The following is a 19,379-nucleotide window of genomic DNA, read 5'->3' as shown; positions in this document are numbered from 1 at the left end:
AATTGTCGCATTGTTTTCTCGATTCTTTCTTATTTACAATGACTTACCAACATATTTGATAAAATAAACCTTCATAAATTAATTGGTAAATCCCCAGTTATGGCAACGATCAATTATGAAAGATTGCAGGGCAAACTCAATATCTTAGCGGATGCGGCTAAGTATGATGTCTCTTGCTCTTCCTCCGCTGGTACTCGTAAAAACCAAGGTGGCGGTCTAGGCGATGCGTCACAGTCAGGCATTTGTCACAGCTATACCGAAGATGGACGCTGTGTCAGTCTACTTAAGATCTTGCTCACCAATCACTGTATTTATGATTGTGCTTACTGTACTTCTAGAAAAAGTAACGACACACCGCGCGCGGCATTTAGTGTCGAAGAAGTGGTTGATTTGACCATGCAATTTTATCGTCGTAATTATATCGAAGGCTTATTCTTAAGCTCCGGTATCTTTAAAAGTGGTGACTATACAATGGAGCGACTGGTTGAAGTGGCAAAGATATTACGTACCCGTGAGCGCTTTAACGGTTATATTCATCTAAAAACCATTCCTGGTGCCTCGAAAGAGTTATTACTAGAGGCTGGACTGTATGCGGATCGCTTAAGCGTCAATATTGAAATACCCACCAAATCTGGCCTTGCTTTACTGGCGCCAGAAAAGTCGCATGAACAATTAAAAGCGCCGATGGCAACCATAAAAGAAGAAATTATTACTATCCGTGAGAGTCGTAAAACTCATAAAAAAGCGCCCAAATTTGTACCCGCAGGTCAGACTAGCCAGATGATCGTCGGTGCCAGTAATGAGACGGATCTACAAGTGATTCAGTTATCGAGTCATTTCTATAAACAATATGATCTCAAACGTGTTTACTACTCAGGCTATGTACCGATGCTAGCGGATAGCCGCCTACCTGCTATTGGCACGCCAGTGCCGATGGTACGTGAAAACCGTCTGTACCAAGCCGACTGGTTAATGCGTTTTTATGGCTTTGGCGCTCATGAAATTCTTGAACCTGACTCGCCGTTTTTGGACCTAGACTGTGACCCAAAACTGGCATGGGCCATCCGTCATCGCGAGCATTTCCCTGTTAATATTCAGACCGCGTCTTACGAGATGATCGTACGCATTCCGGGAATTGGTACCAAAACTGCAAAAAAAATTCTCAAAGCACGTAATTTTAATCAGCTGACTCTATACCATTTAAAAAAGATGGGCGCGGCGGTCAACCGTGCTAAATACTTCATTGCTACTACGGGTAAAAATGAACATCTCGCGCATCTAACCCGAGATAACTTTCGCCAGTATGTGCTGGCACAAACGCAAACTAAATTTAAAGACCAGCGCAGTGGCCAGTTGGCCTTATTTTAATCAGGACTTACTTTGATAAAGCTGACATAGCTGAACCCTTTTAAAATAAGTTCACTATAGCTAAAAGAAATTTTTGTAGTCTCTGGAATGACGTAATCACACAGTAGGCTAGAAATTTTTTGTCCGCTATATAGCACTACAGTCAGTTCAAAATGAAAGAGAGTCGTTTATAATAATGTACTGACTGTGTAGAATATTTAAGACTACTTTAGGATGAACCATGTCACAACAGCTACCAGACACGATTTACCCTATTGGTCATTTAACGCCCAGTATTGTGCTTTATGAGCCAAGTTTTGAAGGGTGGCTCAGTGCGGTATTTTATGTCTATGCTCATAGAATTCAACATAATACAGCGCTCCAGCTAACAGCTTATGACTGCTACGTACCTTCATTAATAGATTATGCGACCAGCGTTGCAACTGAGGCAGATAAAGCGCAAAGGGTGCTGGTTAAGCTCAATAATCTGATTGGGCGTTCTGGGTTGCGCCAGATTTTATGGGGTTTATTATCTGAAAAAGTGGATATCGGAACAACTTTATTCCAAGTGGTAAAGTACGCTATCGACTATCCTGATCGAGCAGTTATGGAAGACTTAGGCAACCTAAACGTTTTACAGTTAGCACAAACCGTCAAGTCTGTTGGCCGTGAAAAGCACCGAATGGAAGCCTTTGTACGCTTCGAGCATACCAATGATGATATCTATTTTGCTAGAGTAGAACCTGATTTCAATGTCTTACCACTAATTGGTGAGCATTTTCGTCAGCGCTATCAGGATCAGCACTGGGCGATTTATGATCTCAGCCGCGGTTATGGTGTTTATTATGATAAAAGTAAAAGCACCCGGTCTCGTCCTGCCAACTTACAAACTATAACTAACCTTGATGATGCGGTATTGCGTAATCCTGCTAGCGTGCACAGTGTAGATGAACAGCGCTATCAGCAGTTTTGGCAAGGCTACTTCACTAACGTCAATATCAAAGAACGCAAAAACCCACGTTTGCATAGACAGTATTTACCTCAGCGTTATTGGAAATATTTAAGCGAAAAACAACTCCTTCCTGATGCAGAGCATTTACAAAAACGTCGTTAGCTTTGTTTATTATTAGCCTTTATTTACTACGGAATTTTATCTATTATTAAATTTTTCTCATGCACTACTAACTAAATGCTAATTAGGGTTTAAATATGACGCTACTGAAAACTATTTGTCATCCTCAGCCCCTGCTTAAGGTTGAGTTTTATCGCTTTTTACCTGACAATAGCCACTTATTACCTAACGGGTGCCGACCGCTATTATGAAAGTGATGCGCTTATTATCGTCTTTGAAACATGATGAATCCGAACGCGGTATCTTTCATCTTGGGCGCGCATTGGTCAAAAATGACCATACTTCAATTATTATCTCTAGTGCCGATGATGATAATGATTTGGTTAGACGCCTAGAGCGCGATGGCAACCTATATCATCAGTTATATATGAATAAAAAGTCTTGGTTGTCCCTGCTACAAATTGCGCCGCTACGCCGTCTCATTGAGCAATATAACCCTGACGTCATTCATATACATTCTCGAACGCCAGCCTGGATACTGCATTTAGCACTACGGCGTGCCCGAGTTAAGCGGCCACCAAAACTGGTCTCGACCATGTATGGCTTTTATCCCATTAATAAATACTCACAAGCGCTACTCGATGTCGATACCATTATCACGGTATCTGATAGTGTCACCAATTATCTAAAAAAAGGGCTACGCCTTGAAGATGTTGACCCAAAGATGATCAAACGTATCTACCGCGGTATCGATACCCGCCGTTATCCTTACCGGCACAATCCATCAGTCTATTGGCTGCGACATACTTTTGCTGAATATCCTGAGCTTGAGCACAAAAAATGGCTGGTATTTCCGACTGTCATCGGTAATGAATACGGTCAAGAATGGCTCATTGATATCTTAGGTAATCTTCAAGAACAATTTCCTAATATTCACGTTATCGTTATGGATGAAGATCATCGAGATGGCGATGTGGCTCACGAAGACTTCCGCCAGCGTACCACTGCCCTCAACCTTGCTGAGCGTATTACCTATGTCGGTAGCAAGCGTAACGACATGCGCGAATGGCTATCTGCAGCTAATATCGTCATGGCACTTGCCAACGAGCCTGAGTCTATCGGCATTAACGCCTTACAAGCGATTCACCTGGGTACACCAGTCATTGGCTGGGATCAAGCTGCATTCAGCGAGATTCTACAGCCATTATATCCGCAAGGATTGGTCAAAAAATATAACGCTCAAGCGTTATGTAAGGCCGTGAGAAATCAGTTAGAAAGCGTTACTCGACCTGAGATGACCAATAAATTTACCATGCGTGAAATGATTAAAGAGACCCTTGCGGTATATCAAGGGTTACATGATGAGTCGCTCGCTGAAGAGAACATTCGGACCGCGACCTACTCTTCACGTAAGCTCACAAAGCGCCTTAAACCTATAGCCAAAAAGCTGACTAAACCTGTTAATGAACTCGCGGGTAAAGCCGTTATAAAGAATACAACGCCAACTGTAAAAGAAAAGTCTGAACTAATTACTGCTTCAGAACCGATCAACAAAGAAAGCTTATAGCAGACGCTAACAACAACGGTTATTAACAGAAGAAGCTTGTTGCCTATTTTGGTAGGATCAATTAAAAATATCACTTCCCATTAACCGTACTGTGTTTTGACTTATTTTGACTTAATAAGTCGCTGGCGTGTGCGCACTAATAATACGTGTTATAGCATTACTAGGATTGATAAAAGTATGAGGATTGTGGGTATTAATGACATAACTGTCGCCCTCATTTAATAGATACGTGATCTCATCAATGCGGATTAAAATTTTTCCTTCAATAAAATCTTTTAAACACCCTATAGTTAAAACACCTTAAAAACGCGACGGTACTGCTGGTATAAGCTTTTTGTAGCCTCTGTCTGCGTAGGCACAGCAAGCAAGAAAAACGTATGCCAGCAGTACGTTATGTATCGATATTACTTTTCATTGACTATAGGGCTTATCATCCTAATGATGTCTGTATAGCCTCTTATGCCAACTTTTTAATCTGTAACAACGGTATTATTGTGCCGCAATATAATGATGTAAATAATGACTTAGCCATTCAGCAGCTTGAAAAAATCTTTCCTAGGCATCAGGTAGTTGGAGTACGTACTAAAGAGATTGTATTTGGCGGCGGAAATGTTGATTGTATTACTCAGCAGCAGCCAGCGGTCAACGCATAGTAACAAGATTTATGTGTTCTACAATTAGCTTTTTAAACATAACCAAAAACGGATTTTGAACCCAAGGAACTTTTATGAGCGAATATCAAGTAACCAACCCAGCAACTGGCGAAGTTGAAGCCACCTATCCTACTGCGAATGAACAAGACATCCAGCAGGCGATCAAAAAAGCGGACGATGCTTTTCAAGACTGGCGTCAAGTGCCCCTCGGCGAGCGCAGTGCAATACTACATAAAATTGCTGATATTTATACTGAGCGTCAAGATGAGCTGGCGGATATGATCACTACAGAAATGGGCAAACCCGTCGCCCAAGGTAAAGGAGAGCTCGGTCTAGTCGCTAATATCTATCGCTACTATGCGGATAATGCCGAGCAGCTATTGGCAACGGATGAGATTAAAGTGGATCAAGGCTCAGCCAGTGTAGAGAAATTCCCAGTCGGCGCATTGCTAGGTATTATGCCATGGAATTTCCCCCACTATCAGGTAGCGCGTTTCGTCGCACCAAACTTTATGGCGGGCAATACCATTATTTTAAAGCATGCTCCTCAGTGCCCTAAGACGGCAGAAGTTATTGTCGAGATTTTAAAAGACGCCGGCTTACCCGATGGTGTCTATAACAATATTTTCGCCACCAATGAGCAAGCAGCAACAATTATCCAAGATAGTAGAGTTCAGGGTGTGTCACTAACAGGTTCTGAGCGCGCTGGTGCAGCCGTCGCTAAAGAAGCAGGCAGCGCCCTCAAAAAAGTTGTTTTGGAACTAGGCGGCTCAGACCCCTTTATTGTCGCAGCAGATGCTGATATAGAGAAGGCAGTAGCAGACGCCATCACAGGTCGTTTTGGTAATACAGGACAAGCTTGTAATGCTGCTAAGCGCTTAATTGTCGTTGAAGCTGTCTATGACAAGTTTGTACAAGGCTTTACCGATGCGGTCCGAGCTATGACTTTATCTGATCCCTTAAATGAAGATACTTTTATTGGACCGATGTCATCAAAGAGTGCTGCCGTTAATCTGCAAAAGCAGTTAGATGGTGCGATACAGGCTGGCGCTACGGTTCTAGTTGAAGGCGGCATAGTCAAAGATAAGCCTGGCGCTTGGTTTGCGCCAGCAGTACTTGCCGATGTCAATGACTCAATGGATGTCTATCGTCAGGAGCTATTCGGTCCTGTTGCCGTCATCTATAAAGCCCATGATGTCGCGCACGCTATCAAGATTGCTAATGACGTGCCTTTCGGTCTTGGCGCTTCTATCCAAACTCAAGATTCGGCATTGGCAGCAGAGATTGCTGAGCAGTTAGAAGTAGGTATGGTCTATATCAATACACCTTCTGGTAGCGAAGCCAATATCCCGTTTGGCGGCGTTAAACGTTCAGGATTTGGTCGCGAGCTTGGTACGCTTGGCATCACTGAGTTCCTAAACTATAAGCTGATTCGCGATAGAACCAGCGCATAGATTCAAGGTTTTATTCTTCTTACTGCAATAAAAAAAGCCTAGCGTCTCAACGCTAGGCTTTTTTTATTGCACTGTCTCCTCCTAAAATAGGTTTACTTTTTAGGTGGATTTTCTTTTAACCACAGCTGATTGACGATTTTTAACTCACGTAGCTCTTCTGCCATGATAGCTTCGCTTGTACCTGGATACTTGATTCTTGCATAGCCATATAAAGAAATCCCCAGTACAGTCCAGCCGAGGAAGATCCACCACTCAATGCCGATAAGCGCCGAAGGCATCCCTGGCATATACAAGGTCAATAGACCAATGCTTAGAATGATAGTGACTACACCTACGAGCTTACCTGCTGGTATTCTAAACGGACGTACCATATCAGGCTCGCGGTAGCGTAATACTAAGAAAGAGATAGCCACACAAGTATAAGCTATGACAATACCAAAGCCACCGGCATCTACAATCCAAACCAGCATTTTGCGGCCAAATAATGGTGCTAGGGTCGCCAAACCACCAATGAGTAAAATAGCGTTGGCTGGCGTATTGTACTTAGGATGTAATTTACTCAAAAACGCCGGTAACATACGGGCTTTGGACATCGCATACAGCAGACGACTACCACCAATTAAGAAGGCATTCCAACTGGATAAAATACCCAGTACCCCTCCGATCACCAGTAAAACACCCGCCCACTTACCGCTCCAAGCATTGGTCATCGCATCAGCGGTCGCTAAGGTTGAACCTTCTGCTTGTATCAGTGGTAACGTCGTGCCAACACTCCAAGCGACTGCGATATACCAAAGTACTGCGATGACTATTGAGATGATCAAAAACTTACCAATATTAGGACGGGTCAAATCGATCTCTTCAGCGGCTTGCGGAATTACATCGAAGCCTACAAACAAAAAGGGTACCATGACAATAACTGCCATTACCCCAGCTGCACCGCCAATAAACGCTGGTGATTGTACCGCAGTTGAGGTAGCAGGATTATATAGTGCAGCACCAATAAACAGTAATATACCCACCAAAAATATACCAACTACTGCTGTTTTTTGGAACCAAGCACTGACTTCCATACCACGAATGTTTAGCCAAGTGACAATCACTGACCCTAGCATCCCAACCCCAACCCAAGTGGCATAGACATCCCAGCCTGCGATGGTCCATAGATAACCTTGGTTATAGTTAGGGATAAAATATTCGACTACTGTCGGTAGCGCCACCGCTTCGAAAGCCACTACGGAGAAGTAACCGAACAGAATACTCCATGAGCAAATAAAGGAGACGTTGACACCTAACGCCCTATGGGTGTAAGTGTGCTCACCGCCCGTAATGGGCATAGATGCGGCCAGCTCAGCATAAGTGACGCCGATCAAAATTACTGCCAGACCACCTAAGAGGAACGCTAACATCGCGCCCCAAGTTCCAGCAGCAATAATCCAGCCACCAGCCAATACTACCCAGCCCCAACCTACCATCGCACCAAACGCTAGAGCAATAATATCAAATGTCCCCAACGATTTTTTTAATCCAGACATAACTTACTCCTTGTTCGTGTGTCATCCATGTCCATCCTTGACACTTCAGCCAGATAAATATTCACAATCATACTTATCTGGTTTAATGCTTATCTGGCTACATGCTTGTTTGTTCGGGCATAGCCCATCATCGTTATCTTTCCGTATCTATCAATTTCTGTTTATTTGCCTGTTGTGTTGGTTTGCACGATTACTTTGGTTATCGTCTAATACCACAGACAACAACGGCGTCTTGTCGTGCAAGGCGCCGTTACGATACTTAAATTTAAAATCAGAGCCTTACTGTTAAGTTACAATTATTACTTATTAACTGAGCTCAGACCGTTTATAAAAATTAGGCCTGCAATAACGTACCAATAATATCGAGGCCTTCTTGAAGTATTTCGTCTTCAACAGTCAGTGGCACCATGACACGAATGGCGTTGCTATGCATACCACAAGATGCTAACAACAAACCCTGCTCAAAGCACTTCTGCTTTAGATTAGCAGTGGCATCAGCATCTGGCTGACCGTCACTGTCAATTAATTCAAAAGCCAGCATGGCACCTTTATGGCGGATGTGACCGATGCTGCTAAGATTTAAGTCTTTTAAGAATGACTCGATTTTGTCGCCAATCTCAATACTGCGCTCAAGTAAGTTTTCTTCTTCGATAACTTCTATTACTGCTAAAGCCGCTACACAAGCGAGTGGGTTACCCGCATAAGTACCGCCCAACCCACCTATTTGCGGGGCGTTCATGATGTCAGCGCGACCGATAACCGCAGATATCGGATAACCACCAGCCAAACTCTTAGCGCTAGTCATTAGGTCAGGCTCAACACCCAGTTGTTCAGTAGCGAATAAGGTACCGGTTCTAGCAAAACCGCACTGCACTTCATCAAAGATCAACACGATGCCGTGCTCATCACAGATAGCGCGTAACGCTTTGGCAAATGATGGCGTAACTTGATGGAAGCCGCCCTCGCCTTGTACCGGCTCAATAATCATCGCTGCTACTTCACTCGGATCAATTGAGGCCTGGAAGATCATCTCAAGGCTATGTAGCGCTTGCGCCTCAGTAACATTGAGCTCTTCAGCAGGAAATAGCGCATGAAACACAGGACCTGGCATTGGACCAAAATCTTTTTTGTACGGAATAACCTTACCGGTCAAGCTCATACACAATAATGTACGACCGTGCCAGCCGCCAACAAAGGATATAACCCCTGGACGACCAGTTTTAGCACGAGAGATTTTGACTGCGTTTTCGACCGCTTCAGCACCAGTGGTTAAAAAGAAAGCTTTTTTGTCACCACTAATAGGCACGGCTGCACAAAGCTTTTCAGCGAGCTCAACATAGCATTCATAATTGATCATTTGCGCGGCAGTATGAGTGAATTTATCTAGTTGCTCATGCACACGCTGAGTGATTTTTGGATGGCTATGACCGGTATTAAGCACTGAGATACCGCCAACAAAGTCAATATAACGATTGCCTTCTACATCCCAAATTTCCGAGTTTTTTGCTTTGGCAGCAAATATAGGAAACGCCACACCAAGTCCGGTCGGTAAAACCGCTTTACGGCGCTCAAGCAAAGATTGATTGGTAATTTTAGTCGTAGTCATGAGAACGTCCTTTTCTTTATATTTAAAGTAAGCGCTATGTCGTTAATAGCGGTTTATGTAATAGGTGCTAAACGATAGAAATAATCCTATCTTTTAGCACCTTAAACTAAGTTGATTACTGGGCTAAATGAGCAAGACTAGCTGATATCAGAGCACCAGTATTTGGTGACAACATATTCTTCTAGACCATATTTTGAGCCTTCACGGCCAAAACCTGATTGTTTAACGCCACCAAATGGCGCAACTTCAGTTGAGATCATGCCAGTATTATGACCAACCATACCGTATTCTAGGCCTTCAGTGACCCGCCATGCGCGCGCAAAGTCGCTGCTATAAAAATAAGCTGCCAAACCATAAATCGTATCATTAGCGGCGCGTATAGCTTCTTCTTCGGTCTCAAAGACAAATATGGAGGCGATAGGACCAAAAATTTCTTCGCTAGCGATATCCATATCCGTACTAATATCAGTAATAACGGTGGGATTAAAGCTCAACTCAGAAGCCTCATTGGTGTCGCCGCCGGTTACTAATGTCGCCCCTTTATCAAGCGCGTCTTTTAGAAGTGCCTGAACTTTTTCTAACGCATCTTTATTGATTAAAGGACCAATATCAACGCCTTCAGTCATACCATTACCGACTTTAAGTGCTTCTACTTTTTTGACAAAAATCTCTAGGAACTTGTCTTTGATACTGGCTTGTACGTAGACGCGGTTGGCACAGACGCAAGTCTGACCAGCATTGCGATACTTGGAGGCGATTAAGCCATCAGCCGCTTTTTCTAAATCGGCATCGTCAAATACGATGAAAGGAGCATTACCACCTAACTCTAATGACAGTTTTTTGATGGTTGGCGCGCATTGTGCCATCAAGGTGCGACCCACTTCAGTAGAGCCAGTAAATGATAGTTTTTGAATGCGAGCATCACCGGTTAAAATATCGCCGATGACCGAAGATTTACCGGTGACGACTTGGATAACGCCAGCAGGAATACCCGCTTGCTCAGCCAATACGCCGAGTGCTAAAGCAGAAAATGGGGTAGCAGTGGCAGGTTTGATAATCATGGTGCAACCAGCAGCCAGTGCCGGAGCCGCTTTGCGAGTGATCATTGCTGCCGGAAAGTTCCAAGGGGTAATAGCCGCACAAACGCCTACTGGCTGCTTTAGAACGACATAGCGTAGCTGCGATTTGGCAGACGGAATCACATCACCATAGACCCGCTTACCTTCTTCAGCGAACCAGCGGATGAAGCTATTGGCGTAGCCAATCTCGCCGCGTGATTCACCCAATGGTTTACCTTGCTCAGCAGTCATTAAGATAGCTAAATCTTCTTTATTGTCATCAATAAGATCAGCCCACTTCTGTAATAGCACCGAACGCTCTTGAGCAGTTTTTGCCGCCCATGTTACCTGTGCTTCATGAGAATGAGCGACGGCGTCATTGATGTCTTGATCAGTTAGGCTTGGAACAGTACCGATAATCTCGCCGTTGAATGGATTAGTCACATCGAGAGTGGTGGCATCACTAGCATCATGCCAACTGCCTTTAATCAGGCATTGATGTTTGAGTAAGTCTGGATTGGCTAATTTTAATGTGGTTGTTGACGTAGTTGTTGACATAGTGACGTTCCTTGTTAGTAAGCTGGGCGCTTACTTATAATTATTGATGAAGTAAGTGGCGAAAAATTGGCTATAGATAAAACGAATATTAATGAAACAGTGAACATTGTCCTCATTAAACTATTATAAATAGACTGTTGTGCACAAATACTTATTGATAATCGACAACTTGTTTAATATACTCTTAGTTCAGTATGCTGAATAATAATTCTCTATATGAGACATCATTATAAGAATGATGTGACGTACTTTGCAACCCTTATTACTATTTTTATTAGCGCTTTAGCTTGATTCTTACTTACCTTGTTATTTTTCTTCACATTTATAGGCGACATATGACTACGACTGCCGTGCCAGCATTAGAAAAAACCTTCCAGATTTTGGACTTAATAACTGCCAGTCCGCAGCCATTAACTGCCGCCCATATCGCCAAACAGTTGGGGCTTGCTCGTAGCTCAACTCATAACATACTGCAAAGTCTACTGACCAAGCATGTCATTTACAAAGACGGGGACAGTCGCTTTCATTTGGGCTCATACTTGCTTTATTGGGCGGGTGAATATGAGCAGCGACAAGGGGTCATACAGTTGTTTAAGGAGCTTATTGTACAATATCCTATTCTGCTTCAGCATACGGTTACCTTATCCAAGCTAGACTTGGGAGAAGTGGTATTCTTGGCTTGTCACGAATCCCCTGCTCCGTTAGGCTTTACTTTCCGCTCAGGTGTGCGCGTGCCTGCAGTATTTTCAGCAACAGGCAAAGCAATGCTTTCAACTTTATCTATGCACACCATCAAATCATTGTATGAAGATAACTTCCCCGAGCCACTCACACCCAATGGTGTAGACAATTTTGACACCCTCTCCACTGAGCTGGCAGCTATTCATAGCAGTCGTATCTCACTTGATGACGGTCAACTGCGCGATGGCATGTACTGCTTAGGTACTTATATTCGTAATGCCTCGGGGAAAGCCACTGCAGGTATGGCCGTGAGTTTTTTACAAGCAGAGTACGAGTCTAAGCGCGATGAAGTCAGCGCTGTATTGATTGAGTTAGCGGAACAAATGGAACAGCGTTTAGGGTTTACGCCTGTCCGCTTAGCATAATATCGTCTTATGGAAAATCACTTTAAAACAATTCGCAATCGATAGACGTAACCCAAAGAAAAAGCCAGATACTAACCATATCTGGCTTTTTCTAATTCCTAAACTTCTAAACCCTCACTTTATTTTGGGACGGGACAGCGCTATATATTCAAGGGTTATACATTTAGTATTCTTATAGTCAATGAAAAGTAATATCGATACATAACCTACTGCTGGCATACGTTTTTCTTGCTTGCTGTGCCTACGCAGACAGAGGCTGCAAAAAGCTTATACCAGCAGTACCCTAGTGTTTTTAAGGTATTTTGACTATAGCTCATAAACGCTTAAACAATACCGTCCGCTTTTAGCTTAGCGATCATCTCACTATCGTAACCAAGCGCTGCGAGCGTGCTATCGGTATGTTCGCTCAGACTCGGCGGTGGCGATCGGTACGTGACAGGTGATTCAGATAGTTTGATGGGGTTGCCTAATGCTCTGACTGGGCTGCCTTGTGCCGTAAAATCAATCACCATTTCTCGAGCCTGTGTTTGCGGCATGGCTAAGGCTTCAGAGACATTATGAATCGCACCACTCGGAATGCCTACTTGCTGCAAAACCTCTAACCAATGTGCACGCGACTGTTGTGCAAACTTATCCACTAGCCAGCCGCATAGCAACTCACGATTGACGACCCGCGCAGGATTGGTAGTAAAACGGCTGTCCTGCTGCCAATTGACATCTAAGACCTGACAAAGCTTGGCAAACTGTTGATCATTACCACAAGCCAAAATAAAATGTTGCTCGCCCGCAGCCAAGAACACTTGATAAGGGACAATATTGGGATGTTGATTGCCCAATCTTGGTGGCACCTCGCCTGAGGCTAAATGATTCATACCAACATTGGCCAGCAGCGCCAATGCACTATCAAATAACGCCACATCAACTTGCTGTCCACGTCCAGTATGTTGCCGTGCTAACAGCGCCGCTTGTATGCCGATAGTGAGCTGCAGTCCGGCAAACAAATCTACCACTGCGACCCCGACCTTATACGGCTCACCATCGCTAGGCCCAGTGATACTCATCAAGCCTGATAAGCCTTGAATAATATAGTCATAACCGGGTCGCTTGGCATCAGGTCCTGTCAGTCCAAAACCAGTAAGAGAGGCATAAATCAGTTGCGGATTGGTCTGTTTAAGACTGTCGTAATCCAAACCGTATTTTTGCAGACCCCCGACTTTAAAGTTTTCCACCACAATATCGCTATCAGCGGCGATTTTTTTAATAATGGTCTGTCCCGCTGGAGTGGTTATATCAACAGTGAGTGATTTTTTATTGCGGTTGATGGTGGCATAGTATGCTGAGGTATCATCGCTAAAAGCTGGCGGCGCCCAATGTCGGGTCTCATCACCGATACGTGGACGTTCAACCTTAATCACTTCTGCCCCCAAATCAGCCAAAATCTGAGTACACGATGGCCCGGCCAACACTCTAGATAAGTCCAGCACCTTGATACCGTGCAATGCACCTCGTGCCGCTTGCTTATTATTAGCGTCGTTACTACTATTATCTTTATTGCTATTAGAATCATTATTAGTATTACTGCTAGGCTGCTGTTGCTCAGTCTGCGGCGATATTATGGTCATAATATTCCCTTATTTAGTCGTCCTTTACCCTCTAGTCAGTTTCTCAACCTGTTTTATTATGCTTTTGTACTGGGGGCTTTAGTTATTTATATAAGTTTTAATAATGAACCACAAAAAAACGTACGTTACTGAATGCTAAGTGCTGAATGAACAGCTAAACAGTGACGTACGCTAGTAGTTGGTGATTGGCAGTAATTTAAACACTGCTAAACACTCATACAAAATACCTTATGCAAAACACCTTATGCAAAATATAAATTAATAAAATGCTTGGATGCCTGTTTGAGCACGGCCTAGGATAAGAGCATGGATATCGTGTGTGCCTTCATAAGTGTTGACCGCTTCTAAATTCATCACGTGGCGAATAATATGATACTCATCAGAGATACCGTTACCACCATGCATGTCACGGGCAACCCGAGCAATATCTAGCGCCTTGCCACAGTTATTACGTTTGATCATCGAAATCATTTCAGGTGCAGCGTTATCTTCATCCATCAAGCGTCCGACACGTAGCGCCGCTTGTAGACCAAAGGTGATTTCAGTTTGCATATTGGCAAGTTTTAACTGTACCAATTGGGTGGCCGCTAGCGGACGTCCAAATTGAATACGATCAAGGGTGTACTGGCGCGAAGCCTTCCAACAGAAATCAGCCGCGCCCATCGTGCCCCAAGCAATGCCATAACGGGCTTTATTTAAGCAACCAAAGGGACCTTTAAGGCCGCGAATATCTGGAAAGGCATTGGCTTCAGGGACGAATACTTTGTCCATGACAATCTCACCAGTAACTGAGGCACGTAACGAGAATTTACCTTCAATTTTGGGAGCAGATAAGCCTTTCATACCTTTGTCTAAAATAAAGCCACGAATCAAACCTTCATCATCTTTCGCCCAAACCACAAATACATCGGCGATCGGACTGTTGGTGATCCACATTTTGTTACCGGTCACCTCATAGCCGCCAGCGACTTTGCGGGCGCGCGTTGACATCGATGATGGATCTGAGCCTGAGTCCGGTTCAGTCAGACCAAAGCAGCCCACGTATTCGCCAGTCGCCAGTTTAGGCAAATATTTTTCTCTTTGCTCTTCAGTACCATATTCATATATTGGATGCATAACCAAACTTGATTGCACACTCATTGCTGAGCGATAGCCTGAATCAACCGCTTCCACTTCTTTGGCGAGCAGACCGTAGGCAACACTCGACAAGCCAGCACAGCCATAGCCGTCAATCGTGACGCCCAGCAAGCCCATTTCACCCATTTGACGCATAATATTGCGATCAAAATGCTCATTACGGTTGGCTTCAATGATGCCCGGCATTAATTCTTTTTGAAAAAACTGGTGAGCAGTATCAGTAACCATACGTTCTTCGTCGGTCAACTGATCGCGCAATAAAAAAGGGTCTTCCCAATCAAAACGTGGACTAGTAGAGTTTGCCATGCTGTGCTCCTTGGTGTCAGTCATCCTGACTGACGAATAGTATTTTGACTTATCTGAATGTTTGACGCTGACTTAATACTTTAAAGGCTTAGTAGTTTAAATATTTAATACTGTAGATATTTTCACTTGAATAATTTGTTCTGCTATGCGAAACTTAGTTTCATAATATTAACCATTTAAGCAGAAATCAGGTCTGCTGTAAACCTTTATCCTAATATATGGTTATAAAATGACAAAACACCTAGCAACACCCGTATCGCTGTTAGATCAAATGAATGATAGGCTAGTCCAAAGCAAGGCAGCTGAAGATCGGCAGTTCGTCACGGCTCTTGGCCGCGGATTGACATTGCTGGCTGCATTTGAACATCATGAACAACTCAGCCATCAGCAGTTATGCCAACTGACCACTTTGCCAAAAGCGACCGTTACTCGCCTAATCTATACCTTGATGACGCTTGGTTTTTTGCGGACGATGGCGCATGGACAGTATCAATTGGCCAGTAGCGCAGTGCAACTGAGCGCTCAAGCGTGGAGCCGTCATGATGTGGTGGCATTTGCTGAACCACTATTACGCCAATTCGCCACACAAAATGAAGTATCGGTGAATCTGGCCAAAGAAATCGAAGGTGAAATGCGTTATTTAGCCTGTTACCGAAGTCCAGCACGTCTATCGGTAAACTTGCAAGTGGGCTCAGCGGTACCGATCGCTCGAACCGCTATAGGGCGCGCGTTTTATGCCGTCAGCTCATCTACCAGACAAGCGGCAATTACCTCCAATCTGCAAGCAAGTTTATCTGTCGAAGATTTTGGACCAGCACAAACGGCGTTAACTCATGCATCGCAGTATTATGAGACTCATGGCTATACGCTGTCCGATGGCGAGTTTTCTACAGATATTCTGGCAGTGGCAGTCGGTGTCTTTGATGTAACAACTGGACACTATGCTTATTCACTGAATGCTAGCGTGCCCCGTGCCAACTGGGAAGCAGAAGACTATGTGGCGATGATTGTACCCAAGTTACAGGCACTTGCTGAGAGGATTGGTCGCGGAGCATAGATCGGTTTCTTAACAAGAAAGATAACAGCTCCAACTATAAAAAAGATCAAATTAACTTTAATAAAGAGTTATCTATAGTAAAAGGCTATAGCTTTAAAAACTAGGACAGATAATGATGGCTTTATATTCTAGCTTATACCAGATGACAGGATTGCTAACTGTCCTGCTACTTAGTCTCACAGCCTGTGCGCCATCATCAGATACTATAACCGGTACCGATACTAAAGTTAGGGTTGATGACCGCACCACTATGGATATCTCTTCTCCTAATATTTTTACTAAAGATAGCATCGGTAGCACAAAAATTGGGGATACTTTTGACTTGCAAAAGCTGAACAAATCCCCCTCAAATTTTGACCGTTGTTTTTCAGCCGAAAATAAAGCCATACTGGCTGCTAATTATCTAATCATAGATGATAAAGTCGTCAAAATAACTATCAATGATTCAGATATTCCATCTGCTTCTGGTGTTAAGGTTGGTGACAGTCTTAGCCAAGTCTATGCTAAGCACCAAGGCCAGACGCCAGAAATCATCGACAGCCCTTTTAGCGGTCCTGATGAAAAACTCATTAATATGTACTATTGGACTATAGAAAATGGGCGGCGTGTCGGTACCCGATATAATTTAAACCATGATGTCGTCATCAATATAAATATTGGTAACGAAGATGGATTGATGTCACAAGAAGGCTGTGCGTAAATTAGGCTCAAATTTCACTAAATATCTGTGTTAAGGCTATCTAAGCATGCTATAACCTATGGTTAGCAACATACCCTCGTAGGTCTTTCCTTAAAGTTTGAAAGTTTTACTTATCGTTTTTTGGAATCTTGTGCGTACTGATGACATATGAAGGTAGTTAGGCACTCTCAATTATTGGAGAATAGAAATGGATGTAGAAAAATTATCTAAAATTGCTGAATCGTTAAGACAATATAGAAGAGCTGAACTTAAGGATTTTGAAAGAGATATAGGAGCTAAACCTATAGATCAGCTTTATGTTGATGCATTACCTGGAAATGCAGTACTCAATTCAATATTATCTAGCAATACAACTTTTTTAATAGGTAGGAAGGGTACTGGTAAAAGTACGGTATTCGCTAAAGCACAATCAGTGTTGCGCAATGAAAAAGATATAATATCAGTGTATATAGATGTTAAATCTCTCGTTGATGTATTAGACGCTACTGAAGCAGATTCTACTAATTTAAGTTCTTATAACATATCTCTTATTACATTCCGCTCTCACTTATTAAGAAAAGCAATACTCGGACGAATTATTGCAGAACTCTTGAAAGAAATCGAAGTTAGCAGTAGTAAACTAACACTCTTAGAACGTTGGAAAGGAATTAAGCATCAGTATGAAGAACTCATGTTGAGCTTAAATGAAGTAGCTAGACAAGTAAAAAGTGCAAAACTAGAACAACACGAAATTCCTATACTTCAAAAAATTAGTCGTCAAATAAGAATAAAACAGCAACAAGAAAACTCTCAAGGAAGCACCAGTTCTGTAAAAGCTAATGGTAGAGTTACTCCGACAAATATAGAACTAAATGGTGAGGCTAGTAGTTCTTACACTGACTTTGATAAGACTTTAGACGATAATGAAATATATAATGAATATTCAGATATTGTATTGAAATCATTTCCTTTTAATAAAATAATCGAAGATATTCAAACTCTTATTTCTGAATCAGGAATGTCAAGATTAGTTGTTTTTTTCGATGATTTTTCTGAGCTAAGCTTTATAGATCAGAGGTTATTCGTAGATGTTGTGTTGTCACCATTGAACAATTCAAGTAATGAGAAAGTAAAGCTAAAAGTAGCCGCATACCCTGGCAGGGTCTATTATGGAAGAATCGACCCTAGCAAAGCAGATACAATAAGTTTAGATTTTTCAGATTTATACGAGGCTTCTGAAGTCCAAGAGATGGAAAAGTCAGCTTCTGATTATGCTTACAGACTTTTAGAGACAAGATTCAAAGCTTTTGATGTAGAGTTAGAGGATTACTTTGATTTTACTACTGACGAAGAACGAGCAGAGTTAATGAAGTCTATCTTCCAAGCTTCATTCAATGTTCCTAGAATAATAGGCTATCTTCTGCAAACGTTGTACTTAGATCGAGTATCCAAATCTCAGAAAATAACCTCGGCTTCTATCAAATTAGCTTCGAAAAAATATTATGAAAGTACTATTAAAAAGTATTTTGATAGATTTAATAGATATGCTCTTGAGCCTTTTGAAAACAAGTTAGATAGACATAACCAAAATGAACTTTTGAAATCTCTTATTCAAGAAGCTATAAGCGTTAGAAGAAAGATCACTAGTAACGAAGTTGGAGGTAATTATTTTTCAGAATTACAGGGAGTTCCTCCAACAAGCCATTTCACTGTAAGCCCTGAATTGGAAGATGTATTTTCATCATTGGAATCTAACTTTTTTTTATCAAGATATAAGAATATGAGAGATAAAAATGGTAACGATGTTATTGTATATGCATTTTTCCTAGGCCTATGTGAAAGTGAACGCATGGCTTGGGGGTATCCTTTAGGCAGACATTTTAGACATTATTTTCAACAAAGGTGCTTTGAATATACAAGAGCAGTTCATCAATTTCTTTCCAAAAACTCTACAATCAAATGCAACAGTTGTGGGACTTGTCATCCTATGGACTTAAGGCCGAGTTTAGAATTGTATAAGTGGAAATGCCCTACGTGCTCAGAAGGACTATGTGAAATAACGAACCTTTCTGACGACTTTAAAGAAGAGGTAGAAAAGCTTAATCAAGAAATAATGTTAGAGCCTGTTGAATTGGAAATTATAAGTGCAATAAACGATGAGGAGAAAAAGATGAGAGCAGGTGAGATATCTGCTTTAATTGATACTACTCATCAACTAGTAGGAAAACGTACTAGTAAGCTTCGGGATATGGGTCTTATAATAAAAGATACAGATGAAAGTGATGGTCGTATAAGAAACGAACTTACTAATAGATGTAAAGAAACATATTTTAGTTAGATTATTATACAAAGCCTTGCACCAGATAAGCTGTTGGATGAGAAGTTATAAATACGGAAATAATTTAGTAGATTTACTGTGATAATACCAACATGAGCATGTCATTACTCAATTATTCCTAAGCCGTGATATCATAGACGTATAACATGCGCGGCAATTATAAGTTAAGATTAAAACCGGCTGAATTCTGAGTCATCAATACTGATGGTTGAGATAGGCCGCTTTTATCTATCATTAATAATTACTGCGTTTTTTAATATCTATGTTTTATAGTTGAGCGTTGC

The 19,379-nt window shown here is 42.3% G+C and carries 15 protein-coding genes; 9 read left to right on the top strand and 6 right to left on the bottom strand.

Features of this window, described 5'->3' with window-relative positions; all coding sequences use genetic code 11:
- Positions 1 to 99: 99 nt before the first annotated feature.
- The 3 genes from H4W00_RS06610 (at position 100) to H4W00_RS06600 (ending at position 3,986) form a co-directional block, all read left to right on the top strand.
- Positions 100 to 1,368: a putative DNA modification/repair radical SAM protein gene (locus H4W00_RS06610; protein WP_209956788.1), complete on the top strand. Its 1,269-nt coding sequence runs from the start codon at positions 100 to 102 to the stop codon at positions 1,366 to 1,368.
- 220 nt (positions 1,369 to 1,588) lie between these two features.
- Complete coding sequence (locus tag H4W00_RS06605) at positions 1,589 to 2,461, top strand: TIGR03915 family putative DNA repair protein (RefSeq protein WP_209956787.1); 873 nt, start codon at positions 1,589 to 1,591, stop codon at positions 2,459 to 2,461.
- A 205-nt stretch (positions 2,462 to 2,666) separates the two neighbouring features.
- Positions 2,667 to 3,986, top strand: coding sequence for a glycosyltransferase (locus H4W00_RS06600; RefSeq protein WP_334684898.1), 1,320 nt, complete (start codon positions 2,667 to 2,669; stop codon positions 3,984 to 3,986).
- Positions 3,987 to 4,097: 111 nt separating this feature from the next.
- Here the strand turns inward: H4W00_RS06600 and H4W00_RS06595 are convergent, their stop codons facing one another.
- The gene (locus tag H4W00_RS06595; protein WP_327192342.1) at positions 4,098 to 4,241 is read right to left on the bottom strand and encodes a cupin domain-containing protein; all 144 of its coding nucleotides are present in this window, start codon (positions 4,239 to 4,241) and stop codon (positions 4,098 to 4,100) included.
- A 122-nt stretch (positions 4,242 to 4,363) separates the two neighbouring features.
- Here H4W00_RS06595 and H4W00_RS06590 point away from each other — a divergent pair, with 122 nt between their 5' ends.
- Together H4W00_RS06590 and H4W00_RS06585 are read left to right on the top strand one after the other, a co-directional pair.
- Entirely contained in the window at positions 4,364 to 4,639 is a 276-nt protein-coding gene (locus tag H4W00_RS06590) for an agmatine deiminase family protein (RefSeq protein ID WP_334684897.1), read from the top strand.
- Between the two features lie 74 nt (positions 4,640 to 4,713).
- Positions 4,714 to 6,093, top strand: a complete 1,380-nt coding sequence (locus H4W00_RS06585) for an NAD-dependent succinate-semialdehyde dehydrogenase (RefSeq protein WP_209956786.1) — start codon at positions 4,714 to 4,716, stop codon at positions 6,091 to 6,093.
- Between the two features lie 92 nt (positions 6,094 to 6,185).
- On the opposite strand, the gene H4W00_RS06580 is transcribed toward H4W00_RS06585, so the two are convergent.
- The 3 genes from H4W00_RS06580 to H4W00_RS06570 form a co-directional block, all read right to left on the bottom strand.
- On the bottom strand, positions 6,186 to 7,628 hold the full coding sequence (locus H4W00_RS06580; RefSeq protein ID WP_209956785.1) for an APC family permease: 1,443 nt from the start codon (positions 7,626 to 7,628) through the stop codon (positions 6,186 to 6,188).
- A 334-nt stretch (positions 7,629 to 7,962) separates the two neighbouring features.
- A complete protein-coding gene (gene gabT / locus H4W00_RS06575; protein ID WP_209956784.1) occupies positions 7,963 to 9,234 on the bottom strand; it encodes a 4-aminobutyrate--2-oxoglutarate transaminase in 1,272 nt (423 codons plus the stop codon).
- A 137-nt stretch (positions 9,235 to 9,371) separates the two neighbouring features.
- The gene (locus tag H4W00_RS06570) at positions 9,372 to 10,850 is read right to left on the bottom strand and encodes an NAD-dependent succinate-semialdehyde dehydrogenase (RefSeq protein WP_209956783.1); all 1,479 of its coding nucleotides are present in this window, start codon (positions 10,848 to 10,850) and stop codon (positions 9,372 to 9,374) included.
- A 335-nt stretch (positions 10,851 to 11,185) separates the two neighbouring features.
- Between H4W00_RS06570 and H4W00_RS06565 the strand changes: the two genes are divergently transcribed.
- On the top strand, positions 11,186 to 11,956 hold the full coding sequence (locus H4W00_RS06565; protein WP_209956782.1) for an IclR family transcriptional regulator: 771 nt from the start codon (positions 11,186 to 11,188) through the stop codon (positions 11,954 to 11,956).
- Positions 11,957 to 12,279: 323 nt separating this feature from the next.
- Here the strand turns inward: H4W00_RS06565 and H4W00_RS06560 are convergent, their stop codons facing one another.
- Entirely contained in the window at positions 12,280 to 13,578 is a 1,299-nt protein-coding gene (locus H4W00_RS06560; RefSeq protein WP_209956781.1) for a CaiB/BaiF CoA transferase family protein, read from the bottom strand.
- A 258-nt stretch (positions 13,579 to 13,836) separates the two neighbouring features.
- Positions 13,837 to 15,021 carry an acyl-CoA dehydrogenase gene (locus tag H4W00_RS06555; RefSeq protein ID WP_209956780.1) on the bottom strand — a complete coding sequence of 395 codons (1,185 nt, stop codon included), beginning with the start codon at positions 15,019 to 15,021 and terminating at the stop codon, positions 13,837 to 13,839.
- Positions 15,022 to 15,250: 229 nt separating this feature from the next.
- On the opposite strand from H4W00_RS06555, the gene H4W00_RS06550 reads away from it, so the two are divergent.
- The 3 genes from H4W00_RS06550 (at position 15,251) to H4W00_RS06540 (ending at position 19,095) form a co-directional block, all read left to right on the top strand.
- Positions 15,251 to 16,078, top strand: a complete 828-nt coding sequence (locus H4W00_RS06550; protein WP_209956779.1) for an IclR family transcriptional regulator — start codon at positions 15,251 to 15,253, stop codon at positions 16,076 to 16,078.
- A 112-nt stretch (positions 16,079 to 16,190) separates the two neighbouring features.
- Positions 16,191 to 16,778 carry a DUF1131 family protein gene (locus H4W00_RS06545; protein ID WP_209956778.1) on the top strand — a complete coding sequence of 196 codons (588 nt, stop codon included), beginning with the start codon at positions 16,191 to 16,193 and terminating at the stop codon, positions 16,776 to 16,778.
- 187 nt (positions 16,779 to 16,965) lie between these two features.
- The gene (locus tag H4W00_RS06540) at positions 16,966 to 19,095 is read left to right on the top strand and encodes a PHD finger domain-containing protein (RefSeq protein WP_209956777.1); all 2,130 of its coding nucleotides are present in this window, start codon (positions 16,966 to 16,968) and stop codon (positions 19,093 to 19,095) included.
- Positions 19,096 to 19,379: the final 284 nt, after the last annotated feature.

Source organism: Psychrobacter sp. PL19, assembly GCF_017875835.1.
GTDB lineage: Bacteria > Pseudomonadota > Gammaproteobacteria > Pseudomonadales > Moraxellaceae > Psychrobacter.
Note: the sequence above shows the minus strand (reverse complement) of the source record. Positions and strands in the feature narration are given on the sequence as shown.

Bases quoted from the DNA above. Each gene is read 5' to 3' on its own strand.
- H4W00_RS06610 (WP_209956788.1), top strand. From the start codon at position 100: ATGGCAACGATCAATTATGAAAGATTGCAGGGCAAACTCAATATCTTA.
- H4W00_RS06605 (WP_209956787.1), top strand. From the start codon at position 1,589: ATGTCACAACAGCTACCAGACACGATTTACCCTATTGGTCATTTAACG.
- H4W00_RS06600 (WP_334684898.1), top strand. From the start codon at position 2,667: ATGAAAGTGATGCGCTTATTATCGTCTTTGAAACATGATGAATCCGAA.
- H4W00_RS06590 (WP_334684897.1), top strand. From the start codon at position 4,364: ATGCCAGCAGTACGTTATGTATCGATATTACTTTTCATTGACTATAGG.
- H4W00_RS06585 (WP_209956786.1), top strand. From the start codon at position 4,714: ATGAGCGAATATCAAGTAACCAACCCAGCAACTGGCGAAGTTGAAGCC.
- H4W00_RS06580 (WP_209956785.1), bottom strand. From the start codon at position 7,628: ATGTCTGGATTAAAAAAATCGTTGGGGACATTTGATATTATTGCTCTA.
- gabT (WP_209956784.1), bottom strand. From the start codon at position 9,234: ATGACTACGACTAAAATTACCAATCAATCTTTGCTTGAGCGCCGTAAA.
- H4W00_RS06570 (WP_209956783.1), bottom strand. From the start codon at position 10,850: ATGTCAACAACTACGTCAACAACCACATTAAAATTAGCCAATCCAGAC.
- H4W00_RS06565 (WP_209956782.1), top strand. From the start codon at position 11,186: ATGACTACGACTGCCGTGCCAGCATTAGAAAAAACCTTCCAGATTTTG.
- H4W00_RS06560 (WP_209956781.1), bottom strand. From the start codon at position 13,578: ATGACCATAATATCGCCGCAGACTGAGCAACAGCAGCCTAGCAGTAAT.
- H4W00_RS06555 (WP_209956780.1), bottom strand. From the start codon at position 15,021: ATGGCAAACTCTACTAGTCCACGTTTTGATTGGGAAGACCCTTTTTTA.
- H4W00_RS06550 (WP_209956779.1), top strand. From the start codon at position 15,251: ATGACAAAACACCTAGCAACACCCGTATCGCTGTTAGATCAAATGAAT.
- H4W00_RS06545 (WP_209956778.1), top strand. From the start codon at position 16,191: ATGATGGCTTTATATTCTAGCTTATACCAGATGACAGGATTGCTAACT.
- H4W00_RS06540 (WP_209956777.1), top strand. From the start codon at position 16,966: ATGGATGTAGAAAAATTATCTAAAATTGCTGAATCGTTAAGACAATAT.